12 protein-coding genes and 1 riboswitch are annotated in these 15,807 nt (G+C 62.0%); of the genes, 5 read left to right on the top strand and 7 right to left on the bottom strand.

Features of this window, described 5'->3' with window-relative positions; translation table 11 throughout:
* Positions 1-102: 102 nt before the first annotated feature.
* Both FEZ63_RS08495 and argE read right to left on the bottom strand, forming a co-directional pair.
* Complete coding sequence (locus FEZ63_RS08495; RefSeq protein WP_150943300.1) at positions 103-1,698, bottom strand: ABC transporter substrate-binding protein; 1,596 nt, start codon at positions 1,696-1,698, stop codon at positions 103-105.
* Between the two features lie 153 nt (positions 1,699-1,851).
* Complete coding sequence (argE, locus tag FEZ63_RS08490) at positions 1,852-3,006, bottom strand: acetylornithine deacetylase (RefSeq protein ID WP_150943298.1); 1,155 nt, start codon at positions 3,004-3,006, stop codon at positions 1,852-1,854.
* A gap of 144 nt (positions 3,007-3,150) precedes the next feature.
* On the opposite strand from argE, the gene FEZ63_RS08485 reads away from it, so the two are divergent.
* The 3 genes from FEZ63_RS08485 to FEZ63_RS08475 are packed head-to-tail and all read left to right on the top strand — an operon-like array spanning position 3,151 to position 5,321.
* Complete coding sequence (locus tag FEZ63_RS08485) at positions 3,151-3,531, top strand: RidA family protein (protein ID WP_150943296.1); 381 nt, start codon at positions 3,151-3,153, stop codon at positions 3,529-3,531.
* Between the two features lie 33 nt (positions 3,532-3,564).
* Positions 3,565-4,533, top strand: a complete 969-nt coding sequence (locus FEZ63_RS08480) for a threonine ammonia-lyase (RefSeq protein ID WP_150943294.1) — start codon at positions 3,565-3,567, stop codon at positions 4,531-4,533.
* A 23-nt stretch (positions 4,534-4,556) separates the two neighbouring features.
* A complete protein-coding gene (locus tag FEZ63_RS08475) occupies positions 4,557-5,321 on the top strand; it encodes an LOG family protein (RefSeq protein WP_150943292.1) in 765 nt (254 codons plus the stop codon).
* A 77-nt stretch (positions 5,322-5,398) separates the two neighbouring features.
* Here the strand turns inward: FEZ63_RS08475 and FEZ63_RS08470 are convergent, their stop codons facing one another.
* The 4 genes from FEZ63_RS08470 to FEZ63_RS08455 form a co-directional block, all read right to left on the bottom strand.
* Positions 5,399-6,175, bottom strand: a complete 777-nt coding sequence (locus tag FEZ63_RS08470) for an SDR family oxidoreductase (protein WP_150943290.1) — start codon at positions 6,173-6,175, stop codon at positions 5,399-5,401.
* Positions 6,176-6,266: 91 nt separating this feature from the next.
* Positions 6,267-6,575, bottom strand: a complete 309-nt coding sequence (locus tag FEZ63_RS08465; protein ID WP_150943287.1) for a plasmid stabilization protein — start codon at positions 6,573-6,575, stop codon at positions 6,267-6,269.
* 102 nt (positions 6,576-6,677) lie between these two features.
* Complete coding sequence (gene ppc / locus FEZ63_RS08460) at positions 6,678-9,446, bottom strand: phosphoenolpyruvate carboxylase (protein ID WP_150943285.1); 2,769 nt, start codon at positions 9,444-9,446, stop codon at positions 6,678-6,680.
* A gap of 85 nt (positions 9,447-9,531) precedes the next feature.
* Entirely contained in the window at positions 9,532-10,839 is a 1,308-nt protein-coding gene (locus tag FEZ63_RS08455; protein ID WP_150943283.1) for an Hsp70 family protein, read from the bottom strand.
* A gap of 171 nt (positions 10,840-11,010) precedes the next feature.
* On the opposite strand from FEZ63_RS08455, the gene FEZ63_RS08450 reads away from it, so the two are divergent.
* Positions 11,011-13,335 (top strand): Tex family protein, encoded by a 2,325-nt coding sequence (locus FEZ63_RS08450; RefSeq protein WP_201274120.1) that lies wholly within the window; start codon positions 11,011-11,013, stop codon positions 13,333-13,335.
* 5 nt (positions 13,336-13,340) lie between these two features.
* Here FEZ63_RS08450 and solA read toward each other — a convergent pair whose 3' ends face one another.
* Positions 13,341-14,528, bottom strand: a complete 1,188-nt coding sequence (gene solA, locus FEZ63_RS08445) for an N-methyl-L-tryptophan oxidase (RefSeq protein ID WP_150943279.1) — start codon at positions 14,526-14,528, stop codon at positions 13,341-13,343.
* A gap of 100 nt (positions 14,529-14,628) precedes the next feature.
* A riboswitch (TPP riboswitch) is annotated at positions 14,629-14,733 on the top strand.
* Positions 14,734-14,801: 68 nt separating this feature from the next.
* On the opposite strand from solA, the gene thiB reads away from it, so the two are divergent.
* The gene (gene thiB / locus FEZ63_RS08440; protein WP_150943277.1) at positions 14,802-15,806 is read left to right on the top strand and encodes a thiamine ABC transporter substrate binding subunit; all 1,005 of its coding nucleotides are present in this window, start codon (positions 14,802-14,804) and stop codon (positions 15,804-15,806) included.
* Position 15,807: the final 1 nt, after the last annotated feature.

Here is a 15,807-nt window from a genome sequence, read left to right as displayed (position 1 = left end):
ACTCTCATAGATCCTGCCAGACCGTCACGAAACAGGACGGCATGGTCGTACGAATGATCCCGGATGCGGCAGGCCGCATCCGGGAAACGGATCAGGAGGAGATTACTCCTTGCGTGCCCAATAAAGCAGGACCGAATTGTCGGCCCGCTGGCTGAGCTTGACCTTCTTTGAGACGCCCCACGCGAGCGATTGCTGGTGGAGCGGGATGTAGCCGAACTCGCTGGTGGTCAGCTGGAAGGCTTCCTTGATCATCTGGTCGCGTTTCGCTGTGTCGTTCTCGACGAGAATCTTGTCGGCCAACTCATCGTGCTTCTTATTGCAATAGTTGCCGAGGTTCGATTCCCCGCGGGACGATTTCGCATCGTCGCGGCACCCTTCGATATCGAAGAGGACGTTGTGACTGTCGAACGTTCCGGGGGTCCAGCCGAGCAGATAGAACGAGGTCTGGTAGTTGCCGGACTTCAGGACCTTGGCGAAATACTGCGCCTTCGGCTGAGCCATCAGATTGATCTTGACGCCGACGCGGGCGAGCATGCCCACCACGGCCTGGCAGATCGCCTCGTCATTGACATAACGATCGTTCGGGCAGTCCATGCCGACCTCGAAACCATTCGGATACCCCGCATCCGCCAGGAGCTTCTTGGCTCCTTCGGGATCGTATTTGGGACGAACGAAGTCCTTCGAGAACGGGAAGAGTTCAGGCGCGATCATCAGGGCCGATGGTGTGGCCAAACCGCGCATGACGCGAGATTTGATGGTCTCGATGTCGATCGCCTGAAAAAACGCCTGGCGAACCTTCGGGTCCTTGAACGGGTTCTTGCCCTTCACATTCGAATAGAGCAGCTCGTCGCGAGTTTGATCGAATCCGAGAAAGATCGTGCGAAGTTCCGGACCGGTCATGACCTGAGCGTTCGGGGTGCCGTTGACGCGAGCAATGTCCTGCAGTGGGACCGGCTCGATTACGTCCACTTCGCCGGACAGCAAGGCGGCCACGCGCGTTGCGTCGGAATTGATCGGCGTGAAGATGATTTCGTCAAGGTTGTGCTCAGGCTTCGTCCACCAGTCGGGATTGGCCTTGAACACCGTCTTGACGCCCGGTTGATGGCTTTCAATCTTGAATGCACCGGTGCCGTTCGCGTTGAGCGCCGAGTAGCTCGGAGTGGTCGCTGCGGCGGGCGTCGGCCCTGCGGTGTTGTTCGCCTCCGCCCATTCCTTGTCCATGATGTACCAGGTGTCCCACTGGTAGTTCAGGATCGGGTTGGGCGATTTGAGCTTCACGTCCACCGTATAGTCGTCGACTTTGACAAATTCGGCGCTGCTGGGGACGCGGGTCTGGAAATTGGACCCAGGAGCGCGAACCCGTGTCGCCGAAAAGACGACATCATCGGCGGTGAAAGGATTGCCGTTGTGAAACTTCACGCCTTTGCGCAGGAAGAAGCGCCAGGTGAGCCCATCGTCGCTGATTTCCCACTTCTCGGCGAGACCCGGCTGCACCGCGAGATCTTTGCCGCGCCGCGTCAGGCCCTCGTAGACGTGGCCGAGATGGGCATTCGTGGTGGTTTCGTTTAGCGTGTAGGGGTCGAGCGACTTGAGGTCGCCCTGGTTGGCATAGCGGAGCGTCGTCGCCATGGCGGGCAAGGCGGTGCCCGCCAGCAGCACGGCGGCTGACACCGCCAAATATCGTGTCCGGATCGTCATTTGTTGTCGTTCTCCTCTGGAAGCCCGCGTCGATGCGCGAAGTCTTTTTTCTCGCAGGTCCCGCATCGTGGCGGTTGTTCCTCCGATAGCGCTGGAGGTTAGACAGGTAATAGGTCCACGGTCTAGCCCCATCTAAAGGCGAACACTCGCCGATCAGCTGGCGAGTTCGGCGATCACTCGACGAAGCAGGCGCTCGCCAGCCTCGAATTCGCTTACCTCGATGTATTCGTCCGGCTGGTGGGCCTGGGCGATATCGCCGGGTCCGCAGACGACCGTCGACCATCCGGCTTGCTGAAAGAGCCCTGCCTCGGTGCCATAGGAAACCACATGGTTGCCGTTGTCGCCCGTCAACCGGCGCATCATCCGCTCGGCAGAGCCATCCTGTTCCGGCCGCAGACCAGGAACGTGGGACACCAGTTCGACCTCGACGCCCGTTTCGGGCGCCACCATGCGCATGCCCGGCACGACCTCCTCGGCGATATGGGCTTTGTAGCGGGCGAGGTATTCGGTCGGATCCTCCGTCGGAATGGCGCGGATATCCGTGTAGAACCAGGCGGAGGATGCAACAATGTTGGCAGCCGTTCCTCCCTCCATCACGCCGCAATGTAAAGTCGTGTAGGGCGGCTCGAACGGGTTGGAGGAATCCAGTCCCGCACGGTTGCGGTTCATGATGTCTTCCAACCAGACGATCAGACGGGCGCCCGTCATGACGGCGCTGACACCCTGATCGATCCGGCTCGAATGGACGGCGTGGCCGGTAAGACAGGTCCGCAATTGCACCGACGCTTTGTGACCGGTGACGACGGCGTGTCGCGTCGGTTCACCGACAATGACCGCTGAAGGCGCCGGAATACGATCCACCATCGCGCGCACCATGGAAGGCGCCCCGCGACAGGCGAGTTCCTCATCATAGGACAGCGCAATGTGAATGGGTCGCTTCAGGCGTGCCTCGAGCATGTCGGGCACGAGCGCGAGGACAAGGGCGTCGAAACCTTTCATGTCGGTCGTGCCGCGTCCATAGAGCCGGCCGTCGCGTTCGGTCAGCGTCCAGGGATCGCTCGTCCAGACCTGGCCTTCGACCGGCACCACATCCGTGTGCCCGGATAGGACAACGCCCCCTTCCACGCTTGGGCCGACCGTCGCGTAGAGATTGGCCTTGTCTCCTTCAGGACTGAAGATGAGGTTGCTTTCCACCCCGTGGCTTTTCAGCCATTCGCGACAAAAATGAATGAGGTCGAGATTGCTGGATGTCGAAACACTCGGGAAGGCAATCAGGCGCGCGAGCATTTCGCGGGGAGACAGCGGCATCGGCAAACAGCTCCTTGAGGGCGGGAGCAACATCCGACCGTATGTGGTCTCCGGTCAAGGTGCATTCGCATGGATGCGACGGTGACGATTGACCTTTGCGCCGCGAGCGGCTCATGATCCGCGCCCTGCCACCGAACTCAGCCCATGATCCGCGACACCATTCTCAGCCCTGACGCACCCAAACCTCTCGGCCCCTATTCGCAGGCTGTCAGAGCCGGCGGCCTCTTGTTCGTTGCGGGACAACTTCCGCTCGACGATAAGGGCGTCCTCGTTGGCGAAAATGACGCGGCCCAACAGACCGAGACGGTGTTGGCCCATATGGCGGCGATCCTGCGGGAAGCCGGATCGTCGATGGACAAGGTGGTCAAGACCACCGTGTTCCTGACCAACCTCGATGACTTCGAGGCGATGAACGATGTGTACGCACGCCACTTCAGCGCGCCGTTTCCCGCACGCTCGACGGTGGGGATCAGCCGGCTCCCGAAGGGTATGCTCATCGAGATCGAATGCATCGCTCTCGCCTGACCTCTTGCACCCCAAGCCGTTCAAGGACCTTTCATGAAACCGTTCGACGTATCCCTCTCCGATATCGAAGCCGCGAGACAACGCGTCTCCGGCCTCGTTCGCCGAACGCCGGCTTTCGAGAGCGCCGACGTGTCCACACGGCTTGGTCGCCGCACTGTTCTCAAGCTGGAGGCTCTGCAGATCGCCGGCTCGTTCAAGGTGCGCGGAGTCTTCAACAAGGTTTTGAGCCTCTCCGAGGCGGAGCGCGCTGCCGGTCTGGTGACCGTATCAGGAGGCAATCACGCGATTGCGCTGGCAAAGGTTGCGGGGACTTTGGGAATCGACGCGCTCGTGCTCATGCCGAAGATCACGCCGCGCTTTAATATCGACCTGACGGAAAAATACGGCGGACGTGTCGAACTCTGCGAGGATGCGGCGGAAGCCTTTTCCAAGGCCGAGGCCTATGGCCGGGCCGGAATGCTGTTCGTCCACCCCTATGACGATCCGGCCATCATTGCGGGGCATGGCACCGTGGGGCTCGAATTCATCGAGGATTTCCCCGATCTCACCCATGTGTTCATGTCGATCGGCGGCGGCGGGTTCATCGCTGGGAGTGCGGCGGCGCTGAAAGCTAAGCGTTCTGCGCTTGCGGTCTATGGCGTCGAGACGACGGGCGCGCAGACGATGACCGAGGCATTGAAAGCCGACGCGCCTGTGACAATCCGCGCGACCTCCATCGCCCGGACCCTGGGTGCGCCCTTCGTCACGAATCGGACGTTATCGGCCGCGAAAACTTTCCTCGAGCGGGTGATCCTCGTGGAGGACAAGCCGGTGGTCGATGATCTCCTGTGGCTTCTACAGACCGAGAAGATCCTTTGCGAACCCGCCGCAGCCTGCGTGCTGACAGCCGCGGAAAGCATCGTGCAGACCCTGCCGAAGGACGCCGTCATCGGCCTTGTGCTGTGTGGCTCGAACGTGGCACTCGATGATATTGCCACGTGGCGGCGCCAATTCGCCCTCTGAGGATTCCTGAATTCGAGGATGCTATGAGCGATGGAAAGAAACCCAACGCCGCGCAAATGAGCTCTCCGTCGTTCCGCCTTCCGGCGCTCGACCAAGATTTTCTCCTGGGCGATTCCATGCGCGGCCTCCGCTTTCAGCTCGAATACGCCAAGGCCGAGGAAAGCCTGAGGATCTGGGGCGTTCGATCCACGATCGTGGTTTTCGGCAGTGCGCGGATTCGCGAAGATGGAGTGGGTCGTCACGCTTTCTGGTATGACGAGGCACGAGCCTTTGGCCGCATCGCATCGGAACGCGGCGGTTCGCTAAGGGCGAGAGAGGGCGTCAGGGACAACGTGATCGCCACCGGCGGAGGACCGGGGTTGATGGAAGCCGCCAATCGTGGCGCCGCCGATATCGGGGCCCCGTCCATCGGCTTCAACATCACGCTTCCGCGGGAGCAGGAGCCCAACGCCTATTCGACTCCCGAACTGACGTTCCGCTTTCACTACTTCGCCATGCGCAAGATGCATCTGGCCATGCGTGCCAACGCGCTCGTGGTGCTGCCGGGCGGGTTCGGTACGTTCGACGAACTGTTCGAAATCCTCAATCTTCGCATCACCGGGAAAGCGCCGCCCTTGCCGATCGTTCTTCTCGACCGGGCCTATTGGGAAAGCGTCATCAACTTCGACGCCTTGATCGAAAACGGCATGATCACGGCGGCCGAGCGCGATATCATGCAGTTCGCCGAGAGCGCCGAAGAAGTCTGGGAAAAGCTGGTCGCGGGTGGCGTGCTGACGCGGTTGCCGTAGGACGGCTCGCGCGTTCGCGGCCCGCATTTTGCGCTGCCAGCTGTCGGCATCTCTCTGCCGACAGCTGGCCTGGCAACTCAGGTCGCCGAAATCTGACCGCCATCAACGCGCAGGATTGAGCCGGTCATGAAGGATGCCTTCTCGCTCGCGAGGAAAACAGCCGCGGCGCCGAATTCTTCAATTTCGCCATAGCGGCCGGCCGGAATGCCGCCGCGCGCGGCGGTCGCCACGTCCTCGATGGAACGGCCGGTCCGCTCCGCATTGGCGGCGTCGAGCTGCTTGAGCCGGTCGGTCGCGATCCGGCCCGGCGCGATGGCATTGACGGTCACGCCGGATGAGGCCACCTCGGCCGCCAGGGTCTTGCCCCAGCCGACAAGCGCCGGCCTGATGGCATTCGAGATGGCAAGGTTCGGAATCGGTTGGATGACGCCCGATGAAATCACCGAGATGATGCGGCCGAATTTGCGCTCGATCATGCCGGGCAGCATTTGATCGGCAATGCGCACCAGATTGACGAACATCGCCTCAAAAGAGTTGCGCCACTGATCGGACGAGACGCCTTGGGCTTTTCCGGGAGGTGGGCCGCCGCTGTTCAGAATGAGAATGTCGACGCCGCCGAGAGCCGCCGTGACATCGCGCACCAGAGCATCCACCTGATCGGCCTTGCCGGTGTCGCAGATGAACGGCAACACGCCCTTGCCGATTTTTTCGGCGGCGGCCTTCGAGCCGTCCATGGTGCGGCTCGCGATCGCGACGCGCACGCCTTCATCGGCCAAGCCCTGTGCGATCCCGAAACCCAGTCCCTTGCTGGCGCCAAGGACAAGTGCTCGCTTGCCCGTCAAACCCGTATCCATGCCCCGAGGCTCCTCTGCGTTTCCTGACTTCGCATATCACGCGGTCAACAGGCTGCACAAGGAAACATGAGTTGCGGCTATGCCGACATCGTCAGGACTTGGCGGCGTTGCGCTTTCGGGTCGCCGCCGCTTTTTTGGCCGATGCCGATCGCGCAGCTGCCGGCCTTGCTGCCGAGGCTGCGCCACCTATGCGCCCGCCCTTCGCGGAGGACACGTTGGTGTCTTTTTTGCCGCGACCGGAGCCGCTCTTGTTCCCGCCTCCGGTCTCCTTGTTGACCGTGGCCCAGGCGCGACTTTCCGCAACCTTCTCGGGCACGCCGCGGCTCTCATAGGATTCCTCGATGTGCTCGGCCTTGCGTTTCTGCTTGTCCGTATAGCTTGATTTGTCTCCACGGGGCATTCTCGGCTCTCCTGTGTGTCGCGGTGGGCGTCGCCACTGCGAAGCCTTTGCCGACAACCAACAAACCGGCTGCGGATTGAGTTCCCGTCGCGCCGTCGCACGCTATCCGCTGTTGCGCAACCCGGCCGCGATACCGTTGATCGACAGGTGAATCCCCTCCACGACCCGTTTGTCACCATCGCCGGCGCGATGGCGCTTCAGCAACTCGATCTGAAGATGATTGAGCGGGTCAAGATAAGGGAACCTGTTCCTGATCGACCGCGCAAGCAACGGATTGCCGTCGAGCAGCGCGTCCTGCTCTGAAATTGCCAGGAGCTTGGCAATGGAGCTTTCCCATTCGAGTCGGATGCGCGGAAAGATGGCGTCCCGTAGCGCGACATCCTCGACGAGCTTGGCATATTGCGACGCGATAGCGATATTGCTCTTGGCGAGCACCATGTCCATGTTCGAGATCAGCGACTGAAAGAAGGGCCACTCGCGATACATCTCCTGCAGCAAAGCCAGACCGTCGTCAGGATGGGCGGCGAGCCAGGCCTCCACCGCAGAGCCGAAGCCGTACCAGCCTGGCAGCATCAAACGACATTGCGCCCAGCCGAACACCCAGGGAATGGCGCGCAAATCCTCGATGCGGCGGGAATTGGTGCGCGAGGCCGGTCTGCTGCCGATATTCAGGTTTGCGATCTCACCGATCACAGTGGATTCCCAGAAATATCGCTCGAACCCCTCGGTTTCGTAAACGAGCCCCCTGTACGCCTTGAAAGCCGCGTCCGATAGCTCCCCCATCGCCGCGAGATACGCGTCGCGCGGAGCCGATTGTCCCGAATGCATGAGCGAGGCTTCGAGTGTGGCGGCCGCGAGGATTTCCAGATTTCGCCGGCCGAGATCGCGATTGGAGTATTTGCCCGCGATAACCTCACCCTGTTCGGTGATACGGATCGCGCCCTGGACCGCGCCGCCGGGTTGCGCCAGAATAGCCTGATAGCTCGGCCCTCCCCCACGTCCCACGGATCCGCCGCGTCCATGAAATAGCCGCAGCCCGACAGCGTGACGCTTGAAGACCTCGATCAACTCGATCTCAGCCTTGTAGAGTTCCCACCCGGACGTGAGAAATCCACCATCCTTGTTGCTGTCCGAGTAACCCAGCATGACCTCGTGCGCCTGGCCCCGGCTGCGCAGCAATCGCATGTAACCCGGCAGCGAGAACAATGCATCCATGACCGCGCCGGCATTGCGCAGATCGTCGATCGTCTCGAAGAGCGGAACGATGTTGACGCTCATCTCGCCTTCCCGCGGTCGCAGGAGGCCGGCCTCCTTCAGAAGCAGCGCCACTTCGAGGATATCCGAAGGGTCGCTCGCCTTGGAGATCACGTAGTTTGGAACCGAGACCGGACCATAGAGCCGGTGCGCATTCGCAGCCTCTCGTGCGATGGCGAGTTCCGACGCCGTCTCGTCCGAGTACTCGATATAGGGCGACGCCAGGAGCCGCGGTGTGCGCAGTTCCTCCAGCAACAGCGCCACGCGCTGGTCCTCCGGAAGGCCCGCATACCCGGTGCCCGGAAGCGCCTTTTCGAGAAGTTCATCGATCACCCGCTCATGCACATCGGAATTCTGCCGCAGGTCCAGGCTTGCGAGATGGAAGCCGAACACATCGACGGCTCGACGAAGCTTGCGGAGTCTTCCGCGCGCAAGCGAGCCCGACCCATTCGCGAGGAGCGAGCGATGAAGAACCGCCAAGTCCCCGGCCAAACCCTCGACATTCTCATAAGCGGGCGCCACGCCGACCGCATGGCGGGTGATTTCAGCGTGACCCAGTTTCTCGGTGGTCGCCACGAGGCGGGCATAGATGCCTGACAATGCTCGGCGGTAGGGCTCGTCCTGGCGGTGCGGCGAATGATCCGGCGAGGAATCCGCGAGAGCTTGCACCTGTTCCGACACCGCCACATAATTGCCGTCCAGAGAAAGCTCACCTCCGAGAAGGTTCACTTCCTCGAGATAGAATGCCAGCGCGCGCTGGCTCTGCAGCAGCAAGGCTTGGCGCAGAGCCTCGGCCGTCACGAACGGGTTTCCATCGCGGTCGCCGCCGATCCAGCTGCCCATTCGGAGAAAAGACGGCAACTCGACTGTGTTCCAGGCCGGATCCATCGCCGTCAACTGATCTTCCAACGAGGCGTAGAGGCGCGGCAACTCCTCAAAAAACGTATAGTCGTAATACGACAACCCGTTCATCACCTCGTCGATCACCTTGAGCCGATTGCGGCGCAGAATGCTGGTCTGCCAGAGCGTCAAAATCGCGCCGCGCAACGCCTCCTCGCTGGCCGCGACCTCCGCCGGCGTAAGATGCTGCCGGTCACGCACCGCAAGAATCCGGGACACCTCCATCTCGCGGTCGATGGTGCTCTTGCGCCGCACTTCCGTTGGATGCGCGGTCAGAACCGGCGAGACCAGCGCCGATGCGAAGAAAGCCGCGAGCTCCGTCTGTCGAACGCCTGTGTCCTGCGCCGCCTTGAGCGCATTCGCCAGTGTTCCCGGACGTGGGCCGGATTGCGCCATCGCATGCGCCCGCGAGCGTCGAACGTGATGCTGATCCTCGGCGAGGTTCGCGAGGTGAGAAAAATAGCTGTAGGCGCGGATGATCTGGTTTGTTCTCCCGCGCGAAAGGCTGTTCAGCGTTGTCTCGAGTTCACGCTGGGCGGTCTCGTCTTCCTCGCGGTGAAACCGGATCGAGGTCTGGCGGATGCGCTCGACGATTGCGTAGACCGGCTCGCCCTCCTGCTCCCGGATCGTATCGCCAAGCAGCCGACCAAGAAGCCGGATGTCATCACGAAGCGGGAGATCCTTGGCAGGTGTAGTATCGAGAAGGTTTGCCGACACGGTTCAGGCCTCGCTGGAATGCTGCACCTGCGAATAAACCCCCTCCCAAACCTTCCGGCAAGCGGCAACTTGACGATGCTGGCGATCAGGCGGCCCATCGGCCGGGCTCTTCCGTCTGCCCGATCAGCGCCAGCCCATAGGCGATGGATTCGAACTGGTCGGCGGATGTCAGCTTTTCTTCGCCGAACCGGTTGACGAAAAGACGGCGAATGGCGGGAACGAAGGAGGTGCCGCCCGTGAGGAAGACCCGTTCGATGTCGGCGGCGTCGACACCTGCGGCGGCCAGGGCCTCATCGACCGTCGCGGCAATTCGCGCCACATCATCCGCGATCCAACCCTCGAATTCACCGCGCGTGATGGTCGCCCGGATATCCACGCCCTCGCCGTTGAAATGGAAGGTGGCCTCCTCGTCAGTCGACAAGGCCATCTTGGCAGAGGAAACGGCGCGGTAGAGCGCAAAGCCGAGATCGTATTCGACGATATCGATGAATTTCTCCAAGGGCGCAGGATCGAGGGCAACGCGCGCCAGTTCGCGCAGCTCCTTCAAATCTCCACTCCCCTTCATCAACGCGAGCTGGTTCCAGCGTGCGAAATTGGCATAGTAGTGGTTGGGCATCGTCAGGATCTTGTCCATCGACCGGTAGAAACCACCCTTGCCGAGGCGAGGTGACACCACGCGGTCGACAACGCGGTAGTCGAAAGCGTCTCCCGCTATTCCGATGCCCGAATGCCCGAGCGGTTCCGCTTTCAAAACTCCGCCTTGGTGCGAAAACCGCATCACCGAGAAATCGCTCGTCCCGCCACCGAAATCCGCCACCAGCACAGTGGCGTCGTGATCGAGCTGGCGCGCGAAGAAGAATGCTGCGCCGACGGGCTCGTAGACATAGTTCGCCTCCTCCGCGCCGAGCTTCGAGAAGGCCGCGCGATACCGCTGCATGGCCAATTCGTCGTTGGGATTGTGCCCGGCGAACTGCACGGGCCGGCCAACCACCACGTTGCGCGCCGCAAAATCGAGCTTCGAACCGCCATGCCGGACAAGTGTGCGTAGGAAAGCTGTGAGAAGGTCCTCGAAGCGATAGCGCTCGCGGAAGATGCGGGTTTCCTGAAATGTGGCGCTCGCAGCGAAGGTCTTGAAGGATTGGATGAAACGATGTGCGTTCAAGCCCTCGAGAAACTGTTCGATGGCCCATGGCCCGCCTTCCACATGGGTGCGACGCCCATTCCCGTGGCGCTCGTCCCAAAAGCACATCGCCGTGACATAGACCTTCAGCGCCGCGCCGCCATGATCGAAGGTGACGGCTTCGACGCGTCCGCTGGAATCGGCGATCGCCACCACCGTGTTGCTTGTCCCGAAATCGATTCCGACGGAGAGGTCACTGGAGAGGGCGGACATGGGGAACTCGCGGGGGCGTGGCGGACGGGGGCCGCATCGTCTATATCCGCTCGCCCGCGACGCCAAGCAGAATCGCCCTTCCGCAACGGCATTCCGTTCGCGGCAGGCCATGACCGTTGACCGGAGACGCCGGCACACCGTAGAAGCCGCGCCTTACGCTCGGAGGTTTTGATGCAATCTATCGGCCAGCGCATCGCCGCGGAACTGAACGCCCAGGAATGGCAGGTCAAGGCCGCCATCGACCTGCTCGACGCCGGCTCCACGGTTCCCTTCATCGCCCGCTACCGCAAGGAAGTGACCGGAACGCTCGACGACACACAGCTCCGCGCCCTGGACGAACGCCTGCGCTACCTGCGCGAACTGGAGGATCGCAGGAAAACGATCCTTGACAGCGTGCGCGAACAGGGGAAGCTCACCGACGAATTGCTGGTGCAACTCAGCGCCGCCGACACCAAGGCGCGGCTCGAGGACCTTTACCTCCCCTTCAAGCCAAAACGTCGCACCAAGGCGCAGATTGCCCGCGAGGCCGGACTTGAGCCGCTAGCGGACCTCTTGCTCACCGAGCCGAGCCAGGATCCGAAGACCTCCGCACAGGCCTTCGTCGCTGCGGAGAAGGACGTGGCAACGGTCGAGGCTGCGCTCGAAGGCGCTCGGGCGATTCTCGTCGAGCGGTTTGCGGAACATGCCGAGCTTCTGGGCGCACTGCGCGAGATCTATTGGCAACGCGGACGGCTCACTTCGACCGTCCGCGACGGCAAGACGACGGACGGTGCCAAGTTCTCGGACTATTTCGATTTCGCCGAACCGCTCCCCAAACTCCCGTCCCATCGCATTCTCGCGCTTTTCCGCGGCGAGAAGGAAGAGATCCTCGATCTTCGCATGGACGAAGACAAGGATAGCGCCGAACCGGGATACGCGAGCTCGTATGAAGGCCGCATCGCGACCACGTTCGGCATCGCCGACAAGGGGCGGCCCGGGGATCGATGGCTCCTCGATGCGGTTCGTTGGGCGTGGCGGACGAAGCTGCGCTTCTCGATCGAACTCGACATGAAAATGCGATTGTGGCAGCTCGCCGAGGAGGAGGGCGTAAAAGTCTTCGCCGGCAACCTGCGAGATCTTCTGCTCGCCGCTCCCGCCGGAGCCCGTCCCACGCTCGGCCTCGATCCGGGATTTCGCACGGGCGTCAAGGTGGCGGTGGTGGATGCCACCGGCAAGGTTGTGGCGACCGACACGATCTACCCGCATGAACCGAAGCGGCAATGGGACCAGTCGCTTGCCACCCTCGCGAGGTTGTCCCGTGAGCACAATGTGGAATTGGTGGCGATTGGAAACGGCACCGCATCGCGCGAGACCGACAAGCTCGCGGCCGAACTCGTCACAAAAAATCCCGATCTCCCGCTGACGAAGATCATGGTGTCCGAGGCGGGGGCGTCGGTCTATTCCGCGTCGGCCTATGCGAGCCAGGAGTTGCCCGATCTCGACGTCTCCATCCGCGGTGCCGTATCCATCGCGCGGCGTCTGCAGGACCCGTTGGCCGAGCTCGTAAAGATCGATCCGAAATCGATTGGCGTCGGACAGTACCAGCACGATCTTGCGGAACACAAACTTTCACGCTCGCTCGACGCGGTAGTGGAAGATTGCGTGAACGCCGTCGGCGTCGATCTCAATACCGCCTCGGCGCCACTGCTCGCGCGCGTGTCAGGGCTTGGTGAATGGGTGGCACAGAACATCGTGAGCCACCGCGACGCCAATGGACCATTTCGGACGAGAAAAGCGCTCTCCGGGGTGATGGGCCTCGGGCCGAAGTCGTTCGAGCAGGCGGCGGGGTTCCTGCGCATTCCGGGCGGGGACGATCCGCTCGATGCCTCAGGCGTCCATCCTGAAGCCTACCCTGTTGTGCGGCGCATCATCGAGGCGACCAAGAGCGACATCAAGGTTCTGATCGGCAACGGTCCAGTGCTGAAAACCCTCAAGCCGGAGCGTTTCACCGACGAGACGTTCGGCGTTCCGACCGTGAAGGATATTCTGGCGGAGCTCGAAAAGCCCGGTCGCGACCCGCGTCCTGAATTCAAAACAGCAACCTTCATGGACGGTGTCGAGAAGATCAGCGACCTGAAGCCCGGCATGATGCTCGAAGGCGTCGTGACGAACGTTGCGGCCTTCGGCGCGTTCGTCGATATCGGCGTCCATCAGGATGGTCTCGTTCACATCTCGGCTCTGGCCGACATCTTCGTCAAAGACCCGCGCAGCATCGTGAAGCCGGGCGATGTGGTGCGGGTGAAAGTTCTCGAGATCGATCCGGCGCGCAAGCGCATCGCGCTCACCATGCGCATGAGCGATCCGGTTGAAAAGAAGCCTGCCGGACCACGGCCCGACGAACGCGCGTCGTTCCAGCGCTACGCGGACAAGAAACCGGCAGTCGCGAAGGAGACATCAGGCGGCGGCGCGCTCGCGGACGCGCTGCGGCGGGCAGGCCTGTCGGACAAGCGCCGGTGAGTGGATTACGCAGCAGCTGACGCGAACCGCGCAAGCGCGAACGGTTCGAGATTGAACGCACTCTGACCCTCCGTCGCGAGATCCGCGACGGCTTCGCCGATCCCGGCCGAATGTTTAAAGCCGTGTCCGGAGCACGGCGAGACAACGAGAACCCGATCATTTCTCGGATGCCTGTCGATGAGGAAATGCGAATCCGGCGTGACGGCGTAGAGGCAGGTCACGGATTTCTCCGCAACAGGTCCAAGACCATGAAGCCTGCCGGCTATGTGAGCCGCGCGCATGGCCCGCGATTCATCAGCCGCAACGTCACGCTCGACAATGTCCGGCTGCGTGGTCTCGTCATATTGCTCACCGGCCGTCTTGATGGCGCGGTGCCCTTGCAAAGCAGGAAATCCATAGAACATGTCGGATGGCGATGGCCCGTGCGTCCAGATGAAAACCGGGCTTCTCCGCCAATCGGCAATCCTGTCCTCTTCGACCGGAAACCAGTGCATCACCTGGCGGCTGGGTGACAGCACCGCGTCGAACGGCGAACCGACCAAGGACGGCGCCCATGGTCCGGCCGAAACGACGACCTCGGCGGCCAGGATATCGCCCGTGTCGGTTTTGATCCGAACACTTGCGGTGTCGTCCTCAATCGCCAGCACGGTCGTCCCCGTGCGAAGCACCGCGCCCAGTTCGCCGGCGCGCCGGAGTTGTGCCGCCACACAGCGCTCTGGATCGACGAACCCACCGCCGGGCTCGAAATAGCCGATCTCATGATCCTGCGGTGTGAATTGGGGAAACCGGGCGCGAATTTCCGCGGCGGTCAGCATCTCGTGCGCGATCCCGTAGCGCTCGGCAGCCCGCCGGGTCATCGCAAAAAATGCAGCGCGACGACTCCCCGAAGCGCCCTCGCCCGACCCCACGATGAGGCAGCCGCACTGGGTCAGCAGCGTCTCGCCGGTCTCGGCCTCGAGTTCGCGCCAGATTTCGTGCGCTCGCAGGACCAGCGGCACATAGGCCTCGCCCTCGCCAACGGCCTGGCGGGTGATACGGGTTTCCCCGTGGGTCGATCCGCGATCGTGGGGCGGCGAGTGCCGGTCGATGCCGACGGCCCTGACGCCGCGCCGGGCAAGCTGGTAGAGCGTCGCCGCACCCATGGCGCCAAGGCCCACCACCGCAACATCGAAGGATTCAGGCCGGCCCGACATGGCAGTCTCCTTACATAGACATCGCATCCCAACCAGAATTCGCACGCCTCGGCAACTCCCCCGCCGGACTTGTGAGGGTGCAGGAACTGTTCTAGAAGCGGAATGTCTCACGGGGAGCCCTTCCGGGCTGAGAGGCGGCAAGGCCGCCGACCCGTTGAACCTGATCCGGGTTATGCCGGCGGAGGGAATGAGCATGCGATATCGCAGCCCAACGCTGCGCCCCTTGCGATTTGCGCCGCCCGCCCGGCTTGCCTCACGCATGGGAGCCTAAACATGATACGCGAACTTATCTTTGCCGCCACGTTGCTCGGCTTTGCGACGAGCCTCGCACATGCGCAGTCGAAACCACCGCTCACGGTCTACACCTACGGTTCCTTTGCGGGAAAATATGGTCCTGGAAAAACCGTCAAGGAACGCTTCGAGGCCGATTGCGCCTGCGAATTGAATTGGGTGACGGCGGAGGATGCCGGCAGCCTCGTCGGCCGCTTACGCCTCGAAGGCCAATCCACCAAGGCGGACGTCGTCGTCGGGCTCGACATGAATCTCGCGGCGGAGGCCAAGGCTCTCGGGCTCTTCGCGCCGCACGATATGGACGTCAAAAATCTGTCCCTACCGATCCAGTGGGCAGACGATACATTCGTTCCGTTCGATTGGGGTCACCTGGCTTTCGTTTACGATTCGAACAAGCTCGCCAACCCGCCGAAAAGCCTCAAGGAACTCGTGGAGAACCCCAACGGCCCCAAGATCGTGCTTCAGGATCCGCGCACCAGCGCGCCGGGTCTCGGCTTCATGCTCTGGATGCGCAAGATCTATGGCGATCAGGCAGGCGCAGCGTGGACGCAGTTGAAACCCCGCGTGGTGACGTTCACCAAGGGCTGGTCCGAAGCCTATGGTCTCTTCACGAAGGGCGAGGCCGATATGGTGATGTCCTACACGACCTCACCTGCCTATCATGTCGTGGCAGAGAAGAAGAACAACTTCAAAGCTGCGAACTTCGCCGAGGGCCACTATCTCCACGTCGAACTTGCCGGCATGACGCGCACGACCAAACAGCCTGAACTGGCGAAGAAGTTCATGGCCTTCATCCTGTCAGACGCGTTCCAATCCGCCATGCCCGAGGGCAATTGGATGATGCCTGCCAAAGATCCAGCCTCGGGCCTGCCTGCCGCTTTCAACGACCTGGTGAAGCCGGCAAAGACGCTTCTCTACACACCCGAAGAGGTCCAGCAGAACCGCCGAACCTTTACGGATGAGTGGCTGAACGCCACGTCTCGATAAC

The organism is Microvirga brassicacearum (assembly GCF_008757455.1).
GTDB classification, from domain to species: Bacteria; Pseudomonadota; Alphaproteobacteria; order Rhizobiales; family Beijerinckiaceae; genus Microvirga; species Microvirga brassicacearum.
The sequence above is the reverse complement of the archived record's forward strand: the minus strand, read 5'-3'. Positions and strand labels throughout refer to the sequence as shown.